This is a genomic window from Hymenobacter mucosus (assembly GCF_900188255.1).
Taxonomy (GTDB): Bacteria; Bacteroidota; Bacteroidia; order Cytophagales; family Hymenobacteraceae; genus Hymenobacter; species Hymenobacter mucosus.
Genome location: NZ_FZNS01000003.1, coordinates 599,916 through 615,179, shown reverse-complemented (window position 1 = coordinate 615,179; position 15,264 = coordinate 599,916). Strand labels below are relative to the sequence as shown.

At 55.1% G+C, this 15,264-nt stretch carries 15 protein-coding genes; 8 read left to right on the top strand and 7 right to left on the bottom strand.

The features are described 5' to 3' along the window. Positions 1-137 precede the first annotated feature (137 nt). Positions 138-1,121, bottom strand: a complete 984-nt coding sequence (locus CHB83_RS09840; protein ID WP_089332501.1) for an ABC transporter ATP-binding protein — start codon at positions 1,119-1,121, stop codon at positions 138-140. 281 nt (positions 1,122-1,402) lie between these two features. Between CHB83_RS09840 and CHB83_RS09835 the strand changes: the two genes are divergently transcribed. From CHB83_RS09835 to CHB83_RS09825, 3 genes are all read left to right on the top strand, one after another. Continuing rightward, positions 1,403-2,425, top strand: a complete 1,023-nt coding sequence (locus tag CHB83_RS09835) for a N(4)-(beta-N-acetylglucosaminyl)-L-asparaginase (RefSeq protein WP_089332500.1) — start codon at positions 1,403-1,405, stop codon at positions 2,423-2,425. Next, positions 2,422-3,141, top strand: coding sequence for a copper homeostasis protein CutC (locus tag CHB83_RS09830; protein WP_089332499.1), 720 nt, complete (start codon positions 2,422-2,424; stop codon positions 3,139-3,141). The genes CHB83_RS09835 and CHB83_RS09830 overlap by 4 nt, the downstream gene beginning before the upstream one ends. A gap of 157 nt (positions 3,142-3,298) precedes the next feature. Further along, positions 3,299-3,613, top strand: coding sequence for a hypothetical protein (locus CHB83_RS09825; protein WP_045687037.1), 315 nt, complete (start codon positions 3,299-3,301; stop codon positions 3,611-3,613). Between the two features lie 113 nt (positions 3,614-3,726). Here CHB83_RS09825 and CHB83_RS09820 read toward each other — a convergent pair whose 3' ends face one another. The 3 genes from CHB83_RS09820 to CHB83_RS09810 form a co-directional block, all read right to left on the bottom strand. Next, positions 3,727-4,191: a hypothetical protein gene (locus CHB83_RS09820; RefSeq protein WP_143437089.1), complete on the bottom strand. Its 465-nt coding sequence runs from the start codon at positions 4,189-4,191 to the stop codon at positions 3,727-3,729. 158 nt (positions 4,192-4,349) lie between these two features. Then, complete coding sequence (locus tag CHB83_RS09815) at positions 4,350-4,955, bottom strand: DUF4136 domain-containing protein (RefSeq protein WP_045687035.1); 606 nt, start codon at positions 4,953-4,955, stop codon at positions 4,350-4,352. A 252-nt stretch (positions 4,956-5,207) separates the two neighbouring features. After that, the gene (locus tag CHB83_RS09810) at positions 5,208-7,703 is read right to left on the bottom strand and encodes a TonB-dependent receptor plug domain-containing protein (protein ID WP_179225502.1); all 2,496 of its coding nucleotides are present in this window, start codon (positions 7,701-7,703) and stop codon (positions 5,208-5,210) included. Between the two features lie 307 nt (positions 7,704-8,010). On the opposite strand from CHB83_RS09810, the gene CHB83_RS09805 reads away from it, so the two are divergent. Together CHB83_RS09805 and CHB83_RS09800 are read left to right on the top strand one after the other, a co-directional pair. Then, positions 8,011-9,006, top strand: a complete 996-nt coding sequence (locus CHB83_RS09805) for an aldo/keto reductase (protein ID WP_089332496.1) — start codon at positions 8,011-8,013, stop codon at positions 9,004-9,006. A gap of 142 nt (positions 9,007-9,148) precedes the next feature. Further along, the gene (locus tag CHB83_RS09800) at positions 9,149-9,580 is read left to right on the top strand and encodes an META domain-containing protein (RefSeq protein WP_082455496.1); all 432 of its coding nucleotides are present in this window, start codon (positions 9,149-9,151) and stop codon (positions 9,578-9,580) included. An 81-nt stretch (positions 9,581-9,661) separates the two neighbouring features. Here the strand turns inward: CHB83_RS09800 and CHB83_RS09795 are convergent, their stop codons facing one another. Further along, the gene (locus CHB83_RS09795) at positions 9,662-10,360 is read right to left on the bottom strand and encodes a DsbA family oxidoreductase (RefSeq protein ID WP_089332495.1); all 699 of its coding nucleotides are present in this window, start codon (positions 10,358-10,360) and stop codon (positions 9,662-9,664) included. Positions 10,361-10,695: 335 nt separating this feature from the next. On the opposite strand from CHB83_RS09795, the gene CHB83_RS09790 reads away from it, so the two are divergent. Further along, on the top strand, positions 10,696-10,950 hold the full coding sequence (locus CHB83_RS09790; protein ID WP_143437087.1) for a hypothetical protein: 255 nt from the start codon (positions 10,696-10,698) through the stop codon (positions 10,948-10,950). A 14-nt stretch (positions 10,951-10,964) separates the two neighbouring features. After that, positions 10,965-11,453, top strand: coding sequence for a YdeI/OmpD-associated family protein (locus CHB83_RS09785; RefSeq protein ID WP_089332494.1), 489 nt, complete (start codon positions 10,965-10,967; stop codon positions 11,451-11,453). Positions 11,454-11,457: 4 nt separating this feature from the next. Here CHB83_RS09785 and CHB83_RS09780 read toward each other — a convergent pair whose 3' ends face one another. Both CHB83_RS09780 and CHB83_RS09775 read right to left on the bottom strand, forming a co-directional pair. Beyond that, positions 11,458-11,919, bottom strand: a complete 462-nt coding sequence (locus CHB83_RS09780; protein WP_089332493.1) for a DUF2141 domain-containing protein — start codon at positions 11,917-11,919, stop codon at positions 11,458-11,460. 179 nt (positions 11,920-12,098) lie between these two features. Next, positions 12,099-14,633 carry a TonB-dependent receptor plug domain-containing protein gene (locus CHB83_RS09775; RefSeq protein WP_089332492.1) on the bottom strand — a complete coding sequence of 845 codons (2,535 nt, stop codon included), beginning with the start codon at positions 14,631-14,633 and terminating at the stop codon, positions 12,099-12,101. Positions 14,634-14,803: 170 nt separating this feature from the next. Between CHB83_RS09775 and CHB83_RS09770 the strand changes: the two genes are divergently transcribed. Next, on the top strand, positions 14,804-15,235 hold the full coding sequence (locus CHB83_RS09770; protein ID WP_089332491.1) for an META domain-containing protein: 432 nt from the start codon (positions 14,804-14,806) through the stop codon (positions 15,233-15,235). Positions 15,236-15,264: the final 29 nt, after the last annotated feature.

The window sequence follows — 15,264 nt, the reverse complement described above, 5'->3', positions numbered from 1 at the left end:
ATCAAAGGCATTCTCTCCAAGCAACCAAGCATTTTACCTGCTTTTTTGGAACGCAGAGAGCCTAACCAAGCCGTCAACTGCTCAGTGGGTACTCGGCAACCGGTCGCCGCCTTACTACCCGTCAGCCGATAAGCGGCTTACATAAACCAAGCGCCTCCGGGGCCGAGCGTAACGGCTACTTGCGTGCCCGGCAGATAGTCAGAAGTGCTGGTTTTGGCTTTGAGGCTGGCGCCGGCTACCTCCACTGTAACCTCATAGTAGCTCCCGAAAAATTGGGTTGCGCGCACTGTGCCAGGCAAGCCGCTATCGGCGAGTGGGGCTAAGCGCACTTGCTCCGGCCGAACCAGCAGAGACTGGTTTTTCTTGCGGAGCCCGGCCAGCTTAGCTACGGCGGTAGCCGCAGTACCCGTCAGCAGATTGTAGTCGCCGAAAAGGCCGGCTGTATACTCGTCTGCGGGCTGGGCGTACACTTGCTGGGGCGGCCCCTGCTGAATAAGCTGCCCAGCTTTCAGTACGAGCAGCTCATCGGCCCAGGAAAGCGTGTCGGTAGGGTCGTGAGATATCAGGATGCAGGTGATACCGAGGCGGCTACCAATATCCTCAATCACACTTTTAAGAATCTGCTTGTGGCCGCGGTCGAGATTGGAGAAAGGCTCATCGAGTAGCAGCAGGCGCGGCGACGACAACAGCAGGCGAGCCAGCGCAATACGCTGCCGCTCTCCCCCAGAAAGCTGGTCGGTGCGCCGTTCTAACAAGTGACTGATGCGGCATACCTCGTAGAGGGTAGTGGCCTCGGCAGCCGACCGCTTATTGGCATAGCGCAGGGCCTGTTCTACCCGCAGGAACCGGGGCAAATCGGAGTGCTGGGAGAGGTAGGCCACACCAGGGTGGCCGGGCACTAGCACTTCCTGGGGGCCGTACACCCGGCGGTCGGCGAACCGCACGGTACCAGCCGTGGGCTGCACTAAGCCCGCAATAACTTGCAGAAGCGTGCTTTTTCCGGCCCCCGTTTCGCCAGCAATAGCCAGCTTTTGCCGTTCCTGCTGAGTGAAACTCACATCTCGTAGCGCGTAGCTATCCTTTTCCTGCAGGGTAATTCCGGAAACTTCTAATAAACTCATGCGATGGGGCAAACGCGAAAGAAAGTGCAGCAGGCCGCTACTCAGCCCCGATACCTTCGGGGTGGCTTGGTGCAGTAAAGCTAACGGCCCGGGAGTAATGGGCCTGTATGGTCGTGTACGCAGTCTACCGCACTCGCGCTGTTTACCCTGCCAACTGGCTCGTGCCGACCTTAAACTGGGTATGCATCTGGTGGCTAATGTCTCACCGAGCAAGCCAAATGCTTGTATCCCCCAGAACTTCGGCTTTCTTTGGACTTCCACGCTTTAGCCCATGTGCTCTTATGCCTACTCGTCGGAAGTTTATTACCTCATCGGCCGCCGGTTTGGCGGTACTAGCAGCTGGCCGGGCCGCGGCCATTGCGCCCCTACCCACCGCTGCTCCTGCCGGTAAAGCGCTGGTTATTTCTACCTGGGATGCGGGCCTGGCGGCCAACTTGGGCGCATGGAAAGTGCTGAGTAAAGGCGGCCGGGCTCTGGATGCCGTTGAAGCGGGCGTGATGGTTACTGAATCTTCGCAGAACTGCTGCGTGGGGCTGGGCGGCAACCCTGACCGCGACGGTATTGTGACCCTCGACGCCTGCATCATGGATGACAAATTTAATTGTGGCAGCGTGGCGGCCCTGGAACGCATCAAGCACCCTATTAGTGTGGCTCGCCGCGTGATGGAGCGCACGCCCCACGTTATGCTGGTAGGCGAAGGAGCGCAGCAATTTGCCGTAGCCCAGGGCTTTCCCTTGGAGCCCCAGAAGCTCAGTCCTGATGCCGAAAAGGCCTACCGTGAGTGGCTGAAAACCAGCCAGTACAAGCCCGTTGTCAACATTGAGAATACTGGCAACAAGAAAGTAGGCCCTGTAGGCGGCGCCAACAATCACGATACCATTGCCATGCTGGCTCAGGACGCCCAGGGCAACCTCAGCGGCAGTTGCACCACCAGCGGCATGGGCTTCAAAATGCGCGGCCGCCTCGGCGACTCGCCCCTCATTGGCTCGGGCCTATTTGTAGACAATGCCGTGGGCGCAGCGGCAGCAACCGGTCAGGGGGAAGATGTCATTCGCATTGCCGGGGCGCACACGGTGGTAGAGCTCATGCGCCAAGGGCTTTCGCCTACGGCAGCTTGCAAAGCCGCCGTAGAGCGCGTGGCCAAAATCAAAGGCGACAAGGCCCGCGAGATACAGGTGTGCTTTATTGCGGTGAACAACCAAGGCCAGCACGGCGCCTTCGCTCTGCAAAAAGGCTTCAGCTACGCCGTGTGCGATGCTAGCAACCAGCAGCAGCTCATCAACAGCGGATACCTGCTGGCGTGAATCGGGTACTAGAGATTTGCGCCAATTCTGTGCAGTCGGCCGTGGCGGCCCAGGCTGGCGGGGCGCACCGCATTGAGTTGTGCCAGAATTTAGAGCAGGGAGGCATTACGCCTTCCTACGGCCTTATCCGGCAAGTGCGGGCGCTACTCACCATTCCAGTTTTCGTACTGATTCGGCCTCGCCCCGGCAACTTTGTGTACGACGCGGCCGAGCTAGCCATCATGCAGGCCGACATTCAGCTTTGCCAGGAGTTGGGCTGCGCGGGCGTTGTGTTGGGCGTGTTAGATGCCGAAGACTACGTAGATGTGGCCTGCTGCCGCGAGTTGGTAGCGCTGGCTCACCCCCTACAGGTTACTTTCCACCGCGCCTTTGATAGCTGTGCCAATCAACAGCAAGCACTGGAAGCCATCATCGGAATGGGCTGCCAGCGCCTGCTGACTTCGGGCGGGCAACCCAGCGCTACGGCGGGCATAACCCAACTGGCCGCGCTAGTAGAGCAGGCAGCGGGGCGCATCAGCATCATGCCGGGGGCAGGTATCACGCCTGAAACACTCCCAGCCCTGGTACGAGGTACCAGCGCATTGGAGTTCCATAGCAGTGCGAAGCGGCTACTCCCGACCGTGCCAGGAGCTTTACCAGAGTTGAACACGCCTCTGTTGGAAACCGACGACGCGTTGGTAGCACGCATGGTAAAGGTGCTAGAAGAAAGCAGTTAAACGGGTGGTGGCGCCAAGTCTTAAGTACTAAGGTTGGGCAGATGCATGTCAGAATCTTATAGCCTATCACCAGCCGGAAATCGAACAACCGACCAGCCGATGCCGTATGCTACCCCAGATCAGTCAGCTGATCGTTCACTTACTAAGACCTGACGTTATGAAAATCGTATTTGCCTTTGTCGCTGCTCTTGCTCTCGGAGTTTCAGCCGCCTCTGCCCAGACTACTCCTACTCAAAGCACACCTACGGTCAACGGCTCCATGAGTCCGCAGTCGTCTCCACCGGCGCAACCTGCCAACTCTGTAGGCACGCTACCTGCTAGCAATACTCAGCCTGCCAGTGACATGCGCTCTGCACAGGGTGTAGAAGCTGCCCAGCGCCGTGCCGACCGCAAGATGAAGAAGGACATGGAAAAGCCCCGCACCAAAAAGTCGAAGATGAAGTCTTCAACTACGACCACCAGCCCTCAGTAGACGGTTAGGTCACTCTTTCCACCTAGAAAACGCTGCTTCCACCCGGGCAGCGTTTTTTTGTTGCTGGCTGGTGCCGGAAGCCGCCTATTGCCATAACTAATAAGTAGCCCCGGCTACTCTCGCAGCCTATGCCAGAACCTTCTCTTGGCTAGCTGTTGCGTATCGGCAGTGAGAACCAGCGGGCAATGTTGCTGCTGTTGCAACCACTCTACGGCTTGGGCTACGTCATCGAAAGCGGCAGCAATGGGACGGCACACATCGGGCTGCGACCGATCAAACAACAGACGACTGATGAGATGGGTAGAGTATACCCACGCAATATGACGCAACCCAGCCTGCACCATGACGGGTAGCCACACGCGGGCACCCCATACAATTCCCTCGGGCCAGGGCTGCTCAATGTGGCTGTTATCGTTGAGTAGTTTTGTGGTGGTGCCGACCTGTTGATACGCCAAGAGTAAGTCGCACCCCTGACGAACAGCAGTTTGGGTAAGGTCTCCATGCCACTGTGCGTAGAGCCACTGTTGTTGCTCGTCATAATATACCCGCAAAACCGGGGTTTCATCTAGAAGCTGCATACCCCAATACCTACCCATTTGTAATACGCCGTGCGTAGTTATTACCGGCTTGTAAATAGGAAGATACAAATAAGTACTGTTCAGCTTCTACATTCGGGGCGTTTTCTCACAAAAAAGCCCCGCTTGCACTGCAAGCGGGGCTTTGTAACATGGCAGCGTTACTTCTTCTCTTCTACCGGAAACTTGTCCAGAATTTCTTTAGCAGCCTTGGAAAACTCATCCCCAATTCGAGCGGGATTGTTTACGGCGTCAGCTACCGAACCCCGCCATACCAAGTTATTACTACGGGCATCTACGAAGTCCAGAATCATAGTGCCTTCCTGGTAGGTTTCGGTACGGTAGCCCGTGTTGTAGTACGGTGAAGTGTACCAGTACCCGTAGTTAATGGGCAGGAAACGGCCCCGGTACGACATAGCATAGGGGAATGCATAGCCCGTGGCGGGCGGGTTAGCTACCGTACGCTCGGCCTCCTCAATGTAGAGGTGGTAGGTCAGGTAGAAGTCGGGCTTGGCACTGCCTTGGATGGGCCGAATGCCACGCTTAGCCAATTCGCTGCTAATGGCTTGCTGAATTTCCTGGTCGTTGAGGGAGCTTTTGTAGATGGGATTCTGCGAGTCAGCGGATTTTACATCCGTCTTGGCCCAATCGTAGGTACGATATTTCGAGAAATCGACCCCCGGTTTTTGCTGCACAGCTACCGGCGACGAGCAACTAGCTACAAGCGCGATAAGCAAAACAAGTATGGAATTAATGGTAATCTTCATGATGGAGAAGGTAAAGCCTGGTGTGAGATACACTGTCTATACTAGGCTGCTACAGCGTAAGTTGCACCTGCTGGGACTATATAGTCCTACTAAATTGTGTAATACTACCAGCCACGAGCTTCACTAATCACCTAGAGCGGCATAGCAAAACAAGCGCCTCGCTACTGCACAGAGGCCTTCTCACGCTTATGTATAACAATAACTGCTGAGCTTCAGAACGCGCTGAATTCTTCGGTACGCCTCTACTTTTTATTATTTAGCCGCCGTTACTTGTAGGGTAGCAGTGCCCCTCCCAGGGCTACCTGTCCGCGAAAGTCCTTCCAGCACCAGCAAGAAGGTACCGGGGGTATCTCCACAGTAGAACGAAACTGTTGCCTGTCCATTGGCATCGGTGCGCACGTTAGGGCTCCAGTAGAGGGTTGCACCCCGTTGGTCAGTAGCTGGAGTAGGAGTACTACTGCTATAAGCCGGCTGGTAAAAAGTACGCGCCTGGTAGTAGCGTGGAGGAACGTACATAGGTGGTACCACACTGGCCTCGGAGGCGGGGTCATAGTTGGGGTTAGCGTGTTTCGTGAAGAACGCAATAGCTCCTGCCGCCGCTCTTTCCCCATAGATAGCCGCCGAGTTCGTACGCAAGACCTCTATCGTTTCCAAGTCGGCAAGCGGTACTGAGTTAATCATAGTGATGTCAGTAGCCACCCCGTCTAGCAGCAAAAGCGGCGCGTTGGTATTAGGCGACGGACTAGATTCAATAGTTGGGCTGCGCATACGAGAAGTAGGCGTAGTAGAAGGGGCCGAGCTTAGGCGCATTTGCTGCACCGAGGTAGTACCCCGCATGGTTATCTGCACAAACCCTTGGTTGGCCACTACACTTACCCCAGCTACTCGCCCCTGTAGCACCTCTATTACGTTTCGATAGGTTGTGATGCCTGCAATATCCTTTGTTTGAATGACTGCATCAGCACGACTATAGATGCGGCGGTTGTCAGGCTTAACAGCCTTGGTGCCATGCACCGTTACGTTTCCGAGCACAACTCCTTGGCCTCCGGCTACAGCCATACTACCAGCCGACATGGACTTGACACTAGCTAGCCGCGCCGCACGTCCAGCTTCGTTGGGCTGTAATGGGAGCGGAATGGGTGGGACACCAGTTACGAGAGCGGGCTGGTCAGTATCAAATAGCAACTGTGGGTGACGCACCTTCCGCATAGGCAAAGCCTCAATCTTTACTAGGGTAGAATCCCGGCTTGTGAAATCGGCAAATACAAAGTGCCCTTCGGCATCGGAAGTAACCTGCTGCTGCCCAGTTGGATGGAAGCGCGTAAGTACTACGGGCACACCAGGTACTCGCAACTTACGGCTATCTACTACGCTGCCCCGCATGCTCAGCCCCTGCTCGTGCAGATATGGAAAGCTCCCTAGTTGACCGGCTAGTACGGGTTGCCACACGAAACGCCGCCAGCCTTGAGTAAGCAGCAAATCGTCGAGGGCGCGGGCCGTAGCAGCACTAGGAGTCTGAAAGTAATAGCCCGGTTGCTCTACCTGCCCCCGGAGATCCGACGTCAGCAAAAGGCTAGTTCGGATGTTGGGTGCCTCAGTGAGTAAAGGAGCAAGAGCAGCATTCGTCACGGCCAGAGAGAAGCTGCTAGCGGCTGGCCTTCCCTGCGCATCCTGGGCACGCACTCGCAAGGTTACTTGCTCACGCGGAGCATAGCTCTTTTTGCTTGGCTCTAATACCAAGTGTAAGCCAGGAGCAGTATCTGCAAAGGTGAGCCGTTCACACCGAGCTGCTCGTTGGCTATCGAATACGGTGAAATGGACAATGCCCGCCGCACACTTGCTTTTTGAAATACGAATGGCAAGGGGAATATCATCACGCACTTCGCCTTGCTGTAGGTACGCTATCTGTCCGCGCACGTGGGCCACCACGGTTATGGTTTCGGGAGGTGTAGCTGCCGTGCTACGTCGCTGCACCGTTAGCCCATAAGCGTCGCCAAGGTCCTGTACCTGTAAAGCAAGTCCAGTAGGCTGCACCGCCGGCAAGGCATAGCTTAGCTCGGGGCCTCCGGTAGTAGGCCGCACCCGGGCCGTATAGCGGTGGCCAGCCACGGGTTGTATCTCAAACCGGCCCATACCTAAGTGGTAGCTATTGAACTGAGCTGCCACGACACCTTGCTCATCTACCACCTGCCCTTGCACATCCAGCCCGCGACCATTCGTGCCCAGGGCCTTAATGCCTACCATGCTGCGCACCCCGGCCACCAGTTGGCCACCCTCGGGGAAAAACTGCACATCGGGCTGATCAGTTGCAGGTACTGGCATGGTACTCCCGGACTCCGCTTGCTTCTCCGACCACACCGTGAAAGCCCGAGTAAACATAAACTCTGGTGTATTGCGTTGCCAGTTGGTATACGCGCGCACCGAGTAAGTGCCCTGCGCTAGCGCAAGTGGTAACGCAAAATCGCCAGGCGCGCCACCCTCTTTCAATGCCAACGTCTGGTGACCTAGTATGCGCTGGTTGGCATCTAGCAAATCCACGTATACTACTTGGCTCAGGCTATCCGGCCGATGCCGAGCAGCATCTACCACGTACGCCTTAAACCACATGGTTTCTCCAGCCGCGTACGTATCCTTATCAAAGTGGAGATAAACTTTTTCGGGTGCGGTAACCTGGTAAAACCGCGTGAGCTGCTGCTGCACTTGGCTCACGAATGCATCTGGGGAAGATTGGGATGATAGCAGCAGCATACCTGCGGGCACTGCAAGAAGCCAAGCGTATTTCATTGTATACCGCATGAAGCATAGGATAAACTGAAAGTAAGTATAGCGCTATTTCACGCAGGCCTATACTACCTGTATGCTGGACAACACTGCCCGCCGCTAATACCAGATCGACTATTACCGCTGTCAGTAGCGGCCAGCAAACCTGCCACAGCTACGGAGGAAAACATACTCCACTATAACCTTTGCTCGCAGAACTAGGTTCTACCTCAACGACCCAGAGCACATAGCGTATGCTTGGGCTGAAGCATATCTGACACTTTCTTTCTTTTCCATGGAATATATAGAATTAGGTAATTCGGGGGTGCGCGTGTCGCGCATTACGTTTGGCAGCTGGGCTGCGGGCGGCTGGATGTGGGGTGGCACGGAGCAAAACGATGCTGTCGGGGCCATCCGTGCTTCTTTCGACCTGGGTGTTACTAGCATCGACACAGCTCCAATTTATGGGCAAGGACTGAGCGAGGAAATTGTAGGCGAAGCCATCAAAACTCTACCCCGCGACCAAGTGCAAATCCTAACCAAATTTGGTATGCGGTGGGACGAGGCCAAGGGCGACTTCGCCATGAAAACCAAGAACAATGAGGGCCAGGACATCGACGTATATAAGTACGCCGCCCCGGCCAGCATTATCAAAGAGTGCGAAGACAGCCTGCGCCGCCTGGGCACCGACTACATTGACCTCTACCAGATTCACTGGCCCGATAAAACCACGCCCATCCCCGAGACGATGGAGGCCGTGCAACGCCTGATTGAGCAGGGCAAAGTGCGCGCCGCTGGCGTGAGCAACTACTCGGTAGACCAAATGAAGGAAGCCGAAACGGTGCTGAACCTGGCTTCTAATCAGGTACCCTACAGCATGGTGCGCCGCGATATTGAGAAGGACGTGGTACCCTACTGCCTGGAGAATAACAAGGCCATTTTGGCTTACAGCCCCATGCAGCTAGGCCTACTGACTGGTAAGATTAAGCCCGGCCAGCACTTCGAGGAGAGCGACCTACGGGCTACTCACCCGCTGTTTAAGCCAGAGTTTGTGACGCGCGTCAACGCTTTCTTGGATAAGATTCGTCCGATGGCAGAAACCAAAAATGCTACCCTGGGCCAGCTTGTACTGCGCTGGACGTTAGCACAGCCTGGCGTTTCGGTAGCCTTGGTAGGCGCCCGCAACGCCGAGCAGGCCGTGCAAAACGCCCACGCCATTGACGTGCAGCTCTCGCCCCAGGAAGTGGACTTCATCACCAACGAGCTTAACCAATTACAACCGGCCAAGTAGCCCGTGTTTAGTAAAAACAAAAAGCACTGCCTTATCCGGCAGTGCTTTTTGTTTTTACTAAACACGGGCTTGCAACCTTTGGGTGAGGTAGCGTGCTCCTACCAGCATAGTAGTAACCACCCGTTATGCTCTCACCTGTACTATGCGACTACCTGTGCTATTGTGGTGTGTTTTGGGATTCGCGGCGCTATCGGGCTGCCAAGACGACAATGATTCTACGCCTGCGTTGCGAAATACAAAGTGGATGCTGGTGCAAGTAGAAAGTACCCCCATTGCTGTTTCCAGCTACTCCGAGTCATTTCGCTCCTATGTGCAGTTTTCTGAAAACGACGTTATTACCGGTTTAGGCCCTTGCAATAGCTTCGAAGGCAAGTTTTCTACGGGCCGCAGCAACCAGTTATTTATCAGTAAGCTCGCTACTACAAAGGTCAACTGCGCAGCCTTGTCCTTAGAAACGCTCTTTCTGGAAGCCTTACCCCGTACTGCTGGCTATGAGCTTAGCGGTCAAGAGCTTCGGCTATATGATGCTAGCAACGTATTGCGCCCCCTAGTTATACTGCGGGCCCAGCAGTAGCCTGCCCCAATAGCAGATAAACGAAACGGGCAGCCCCAATGGTAGGGCCGCCCGTTTCGTTTATCTGCTGTCAGTAGTTGGCTAACAATTGCCATCTATGTCGCAAGAAGCACCCGCGCCGCCTGCAAGCTGCACTGGTTGCGGGCGCGATTCTTCCCACACTTTTTCCAGCACTTCCTGGAAGAGTTCGGCCGGCTGCGCACCCGACACAGCGTATTTATCATCGAACACGAAGTAAGGCACGCCGCGCACCCCAATTTGCCGGGCCTCATACTCGTCGTAGCGCACTTGCTGCGTAAAGTCATCGGAAGCAAACAAATGCTCAACTTGGGTAGCGGGCAACCCTAGCTCATCGGCTAAACGGCTGAGCGTGGCTTCGTCGTTGATGTCTTGGCCCTCTTCCAAATATGCTTTGAACAGACGCTCTTTTGCTGCGTCCTGGCGGCCGTGCTGGTCGGCAAGGTGTACCAGCCGGTGAGCCCGGAACGTGTTGGCTAGCACCAACCGGTCGAAGTCGAATGCCAACCCCTCCTGGGCTGCCATCTGCTTCATGTTGGCATTCATCTCGTGGGCCCAGGTTTCGGTTTTGCCGTATTTGGAAGCCAAAAGCTGGTAATGGTTGGTACCAGGCTGCGGATTAGCTTCAGGATCCAGTTCAAAGCTACGCCAGTGAATCTTTACATCGCTGCGATGGGGAAACTGCGCCAGTGCTGCTTCCAGGCGGCGCTTACCGATGTAGCAGAAGGGGCACGCGATGTCGGACCAGATTTCTATTTTCATGGGATGTTGCGTTTCAAGTGTAGGCGACTAAAAGCTGGTGGCTAGGCAAAAGGTTTGCGGAGTTTTGCCTAGCTATACACCTGTCTCGTTTTCGAAGGTAGTACAACGCAACTCCTACCCAGAAAGTGCTACTTTTCGGCTGATGAGAGGAATATGAGTAGAGCAGGACGCCCCGGTGCCCATCACCTAGAAAGCAGTATTACCTACTCCCCAAGGAGGATAACGCAGCGCCCATAGGCTTCTACCAATAAAATAGTGGACGATTGTATAGCAATACCATGAACAATTCGACTTAACTTAGACAATATTGCACCTTACTTAGCCCACGGCTGCTCATGTCAACTCTCCTGCCTAGCTCACCTCATAACGACCTGCTTCACGTGATTTCACGCCTAAAATCCTTGTGGTATATGGACTCGCACTTAGAGTACATTGCCGAAGTAGAAGCACTGTTTGGGCAACTAGAGCGAGTACCAGCCGCTATTCAGCGCCGCCTCGATGACCAGGAAGCGCTTATCAGTCAGCTAGAAAAGACCCTACTGGGCACGCTTCTACAGGGTCCAGCACCTACCGACGCACCAGCCGATTAACCCGTATCCGGCGCATGCCCGATTCGCTTGTTTTCTTTGAGGCAGTATTAGAGCCGGGCGGGCCCAGCTTTATGCCTATGCCCATAGCAATAGTACCTCGTTCCGTAGTGGAAGCACTTGGCGGACCGGCCGTACGGCGAGTAGTAGGCCAACTGAATGGCCATCCCATCCGCCTAGGCCTGCAACCCATCCGAACGGGTGAGCGTTATCTCATGCTTAATAAGGAACTGTGCAAAACCGCCGGAGTACAGCTAGGCCAGTGCGTGCGTTTTCATCTCGCTCCCGATCCTACTCCTGAGTATATAGAGCTACCTGCAGAATTAGAGGAAGGATTGGCAGCGTGGCCCGAAGCGCAAGAAAGCTTCGAGAAGCTAACGGGTAGTATGAAACGAGCCGTTGCAAACCACATAACAGAAGCAAAACGCACAGAAACACGCACCGCCCGCATTATGCAGCTTTTAGAACGATTGGTGCGGGGTGGTCATCCGTTTCGCAAGCTATAAGGCCTTACCGGGTGAGGCTAATGGTTACTACTTTGCCGGGGCCGCTCACCACAAACTTACAGTCCTCAAAATCGGGCGGAGAAAGGCGGGGGCGCACGTTGTTGGAGAAGGCAAATGGCTCGGTGGGAATACCCACCATATTTTTGTCGAGCTTATCGTTGTTGTTCGTGTCCTGGGTAATAGCCACGGCCCATTCCCCATTGGGCAGATCTACGGGCAAGCTAATTTGCGACTGCCCGGCGGGCTTTACTACCCGCATGAAGGCATAGCCACCGTGGGTAAGAAACTTCTCGCGCACGTTGTAGAAGTAAAGCTTGACGGCAGAGCTGGTAGATGCCAAGGCCGACACCACTACCGTAACCGAAGTACCTCCGCTAGGCTGCTCACCGGCAGCCCACGCGGGCGTCGAAAGAAGAGTACTTGCGGCACATGCGGCGGTTAGGAAGGAAGTCTTTACTACTTGCATGGCAGAAGGTAAGCAATTCAACGATGTCTGCCCAACACCGCTTCTGAAAAAAAGATTGCCTCGTGAGCTGTCTTTCCTTCTCCCTATAGGAGAAAGGGTATACCAATAGCTGCCATCTGCTACGTAAGAAGGCCTTTCCCTCCTACAGGCACCTAGACAGCATACCCTGGCCCACCTAGCTACTGTTGCATCGACACCAGTAACTGCGTCTCTCCCATAGCAGGTTTCCCACCGGCAGACACGCCCTCCACACTAGCCCGGAAAGCGCCCCCCTGGTCAGCCGTATAGAAGCGAACGGTAGTGCGGCCTGATGCAGGCACCGAAACCTTTGGCTGCCAGTAAAGTGTGGTGGCGCGTGGGTCGGGTTTGCTGCTAGTAGCGGTGGCGTAGCGGGGAGCGTAGAACTCGCGAGTACGGTAGAAAGCAGGCAACCGTCGCACCACCACTCCTAAAGCTGGCAGATAATCAGTATCGCTGCCACGTTTGGTGAATACAGCCACCACGCCATTAGCACCATCTACCCCATAAATAGCAGCATTAGCACCTTTGAGAATTTCTACACGCTCTATCACTGCCGGCGGAATATTAATTAGAGCCTCACTATCTGCAATGCGTATCCCATCTAATAGATATAATGGGTCGCTAGATCCTAATACACTCCCAATACCACGGATAAGCATCCGATAGCCTGCCCCAGAGCGTGACACTTGTACGCCAGCAACCCGACCCTGAATCAACTCAAATATATTGTTATACGAAGCGGCGTTAGGTATCTCACGTAGGCGCAGTACGTTGCTAGCAACACCATGAATAGAGCGTGAATCCTCAACCGGAATATTATGGCCGCGTATTGTCACATTGCGCAATACAATGCCACTGGTTGTATCAGGACGGTACTGGCGTTCTAGTACCTGCTGCTGGCGGCTTCGTTGACCGTAAGCGGCCACCTCAGGAGCCGGATTGGTAGCAGGAGGCAGAAACGGCACGGGCCAGGCCGGCTGAGGAGCCGGCCACAACTCATTCAGCCGAATCAACACGTTGCTGCCACCTTTTTCAGTGCGTGCCTGTACTAGTACCTGCGCGGTATCGCGCCCAGTAAAACCAGTGAACAGAAAATATCCAGCCGCATTGGCATTGCTTTCAGTTACGCTACGCCCTTTTTTTTCAAGCACCGTAAGCGGCCCATTGGGAACAGGCTTGCCATTGGGGCGTACTAATTGGCCGCTTATGGTAAGGGCTTGCTCTTGTGGAAAGTCGTAGGTAGCAATGGGAGAGGTGTCAGTAAATAAGGTGCTCCAGACAAAACGGCTCCACCCCTGGGTAAGCAACAGGTCGTCGAGGGCACGACGAGTAGCAGCTGTGTTGGTTCGGAAATAGTAATCAGGATTTTCCACGTAGCCGCGCAAATCGGAAGTCAGCAGCAAGTGAGACTGAATGGTACTAGTGCTACTACCGAGTTCCGGCAGCCCAGCCACATTAGCTACTGCTAATGACAGCTCCGCAGGGACTGGTTCGCCAGTGACCGTGCGCACCTCCACGGCAAGCTTTACTTCTTGGCGAGGTCCATAGGCTGTTTTGTCTGGCTGGAGCGTAACACGCAGGCCCTGAATTTCTGGCGCGAAGGCTAACCGCTGGGCTTGGGCTGTTCCTTGTGCGTCAAATAAAGTAACGTGCACGATACCTGCTGGCAGCTTCGCCTTCGGAATGGAGGCTGTAAACGTTTCGCCCGAATTGATGTGTCCCTCTCCGATGTATACGGGAACCCCTCGTACGTGAGCCAGCACACGTAGGGCTTCACCGCCCGCCGTTGTTCCAGTTGCCGGGCCTTTATGACGCACATACACTTGGTAGTTAGCCCCTATTTCGCGCACATTTAGTACCCAGCCAGTAGATTGCACCTCGGGAAGCGGGTAGTCGGCCGACGAGCCGTCGGGCAGCACCACGTGAGCCCGGTATCGCCGGCCCGGCTCAGGCGTGAGAGTAAAGGAACTCATGCCCAATGTGGGGGTAGTAAACGTAGTTACTTCCTTATCCCGATCATTTAACACTACGCCTCGCAACGCGAGGCCATGCCCTGTGGCGTCCACAATTTTGACGCCTACCATAGTTTGGAGACCTGCTACATAGTCGCCTCCCTCAGGAAAAAACTGCACGTCAGGTTGAGCACTGGCTTGTAGGGCCTTGGCTATTTTGCGCGCTTGAGCGGCGGTACGCGAGGCATTCGTTTCGCCCGCCGCTGGAGGTACAGCTTGCCATACGGGTACGCGGCGCGAGAAGAACAGCTCTTGCCCAGCGTTGCGCATCCAGCTAGTATAGGCCCGCAGGGTGTACACTCCTTGGGTGAGCGTATCTGGCAGCACAATATCACCTTCGCTCAGCCCTCCGCGTAGCGCGAGGGTACGGCGGAAAACAATCTGCTGCTCAGGCGACACCATGTCCACGTACAGCACTTTGCTTAGCGAATCAGGCCGGTGGGCTTGGGCATCTACTACGTAAGCCTTGAACCAGAGTGTTTCGCCAGCGGCATAGGCAGGTTGGTCGAGGTGGAGGTAGCTGACTTCTGGCCGAGCCTGGACGTAAAACCTCTGCATGAGCGCCACCAGCCGCGTAACGGGTTCCGTGTCGGCCACGCGAAAGGCCGAGCTGGTGAGAGCTAGTAGACCGGTTATAGCTAGAAGGCCTATTGGCTGCACACGCAGGCTAGAATATTTCATCCGTAATAAAGTTATGTGATACTATATAGAGGAGGTAAAATCGTAAACTTTACCTTACGAAGCTAATATTACAATACCCTTACAAAGTATTGATAGACCTGTGCAACTATCTATAGCTTCTTGCTCTCTACTAAGTATCTTATTCGCCGCCGCCCTACTTCTTCCCTGCTATGCTTCGCCCCACTCTTTCCTGTTTCCTGCTTGTATCCACATTGCTGCTAGGCAGCTGCACGAAAGATGACTCGCCGGTGCCAGCACCGTTGTACTTGCTTGATCAGCGCTGGATACTGACGGACGTGAACGGGCAGGCCGCTTCCACTGCTTCCGAAACCGATTTGCTGCTACCTTCTTCCACGGCTAGAAATTCGGGTAGGGCTGCTTGCAACCAGTATGGAGGAGCCTACGAGCTAACAGCTGGCTCCCCGCAGCTACACTTTTCTAACCAAGCATCCACGAAAGCTACGTGCCCGGAGTTGGCGCAAGAAACCACCTACTTGGCGCTGCTACCCCAAGTAGCGCGCTACACCATCTCGGGGCGTACCCTGCAGCTCTATGATGCCACGCACGGCCAACCTGTGCTGACGTTCCGGGCCGCTGAGTAGCCTCGCATCACACCATAACCCAGCCCGCG

Excerpts from the sequence above, each read along its gene's own strand:
- CHB83_RS09840 (WP_089332501.1), bottom strand. The coding sequence starts at position 1,121 with ATGAGTTTATTAGAAGTTTCCGGAATTACCCTGCAGGAAAAGGATAGC.
- CHB83_RS09835 (WP_089332500.1), top strand. The coding sequence starts at position 1,403 with ATGCCTACTCGTCGGAAGTTTATTACCTCATCGGCCGCCGGTTTGGCG.
- CHB83_RS09825 (WP_045687037.1), top strand. The coding sequence starts at position 3,299 with ATGAAAATCGTATTTGCCTTTGTCGCTGCTCTTGCTCTCGGAGTTTCA.
- CHB83_RS09820 (WP_143437089.1), bottom strand. The coding sequence starts at position 4,191 with ATGCAGCTTCTAGATGAAACCCCGGTTTTGCGGGTATATTATGACGAG.
- CHB83_RS09815 (WP_045687035.1), bottom strand. The coding sequence starts at position 4,955 with ATGAAGATTACCATTAATTCCATACTTGTTTTGCTTATCGCGCTTGTA.
- CHB83_RS09810 (WP_179225502.1), bottom strand. The coding sequence starts at position 7,703 with ATGCTGCTGCTATCATCCCAATCTTCCCCAGATGCATTCGTGAGCCAA.
- CHB83_RS09805 (WP_089332496.1), top strand. The coding sequence starts at position 8,011 with ATGGAATATATAGAATTAGGTAATTCGGGGGTGCGCGTGTCGCGCATT.
- CHB83_RS09800 (WP_082455496.1), top strand. The coding sequence starts at position 9,149 with ATGCGACTACCTGTGCTATTGTGGTGTGTTTTGGGATTCGCGGCGCTA.
- CHB83_RS09795 (WP_089332495.1), bottom strand. The coding sequence starts at position 10,360 with ATGAAAATAGAAATCTGGTCCGACATCGCGTGCCCCTTCTGCTACATC.
- CHB83_RS09790 (WP_143437087.1), top strand. The coding sequence starts at position 10,696 with ATGTCAACTCTCCTGCCTAGCTCACCTCATAACGACCTGCTTCACGTG.
- CHB83_RS09785 (WP_089332494.1), top strand. The coding sequence starts at position 10,965 with ATGCCCGATTCGCTTGTTTTCTTTGAGGCAGTATTAGAGCCGGGCGGG.
- CHB83_RS09780 (WP_089332493.1), bottom strand. The coding sequence starts at position 11,919 with ATGCAAGTAGTAAAGACTTCCTTCCTAACCGCCGCATGTGCCGCAAGT.
- CHB83_RS09775 (WP_089332492.1), bottom strand. The coding sequence starts at position 14,633 with ATGAAATATTCTAGCCTGCGTGTGCAGCCAATAGGCCTTCTAGCTATA.
- CHB83_RS09770 (WP_089332491.1), top strand. The coding sequence starts at position 14,804 with ATGCTTCGCCCCACTCTTTCCTGTTTCCTGCTTGTATCCACATTGCTG.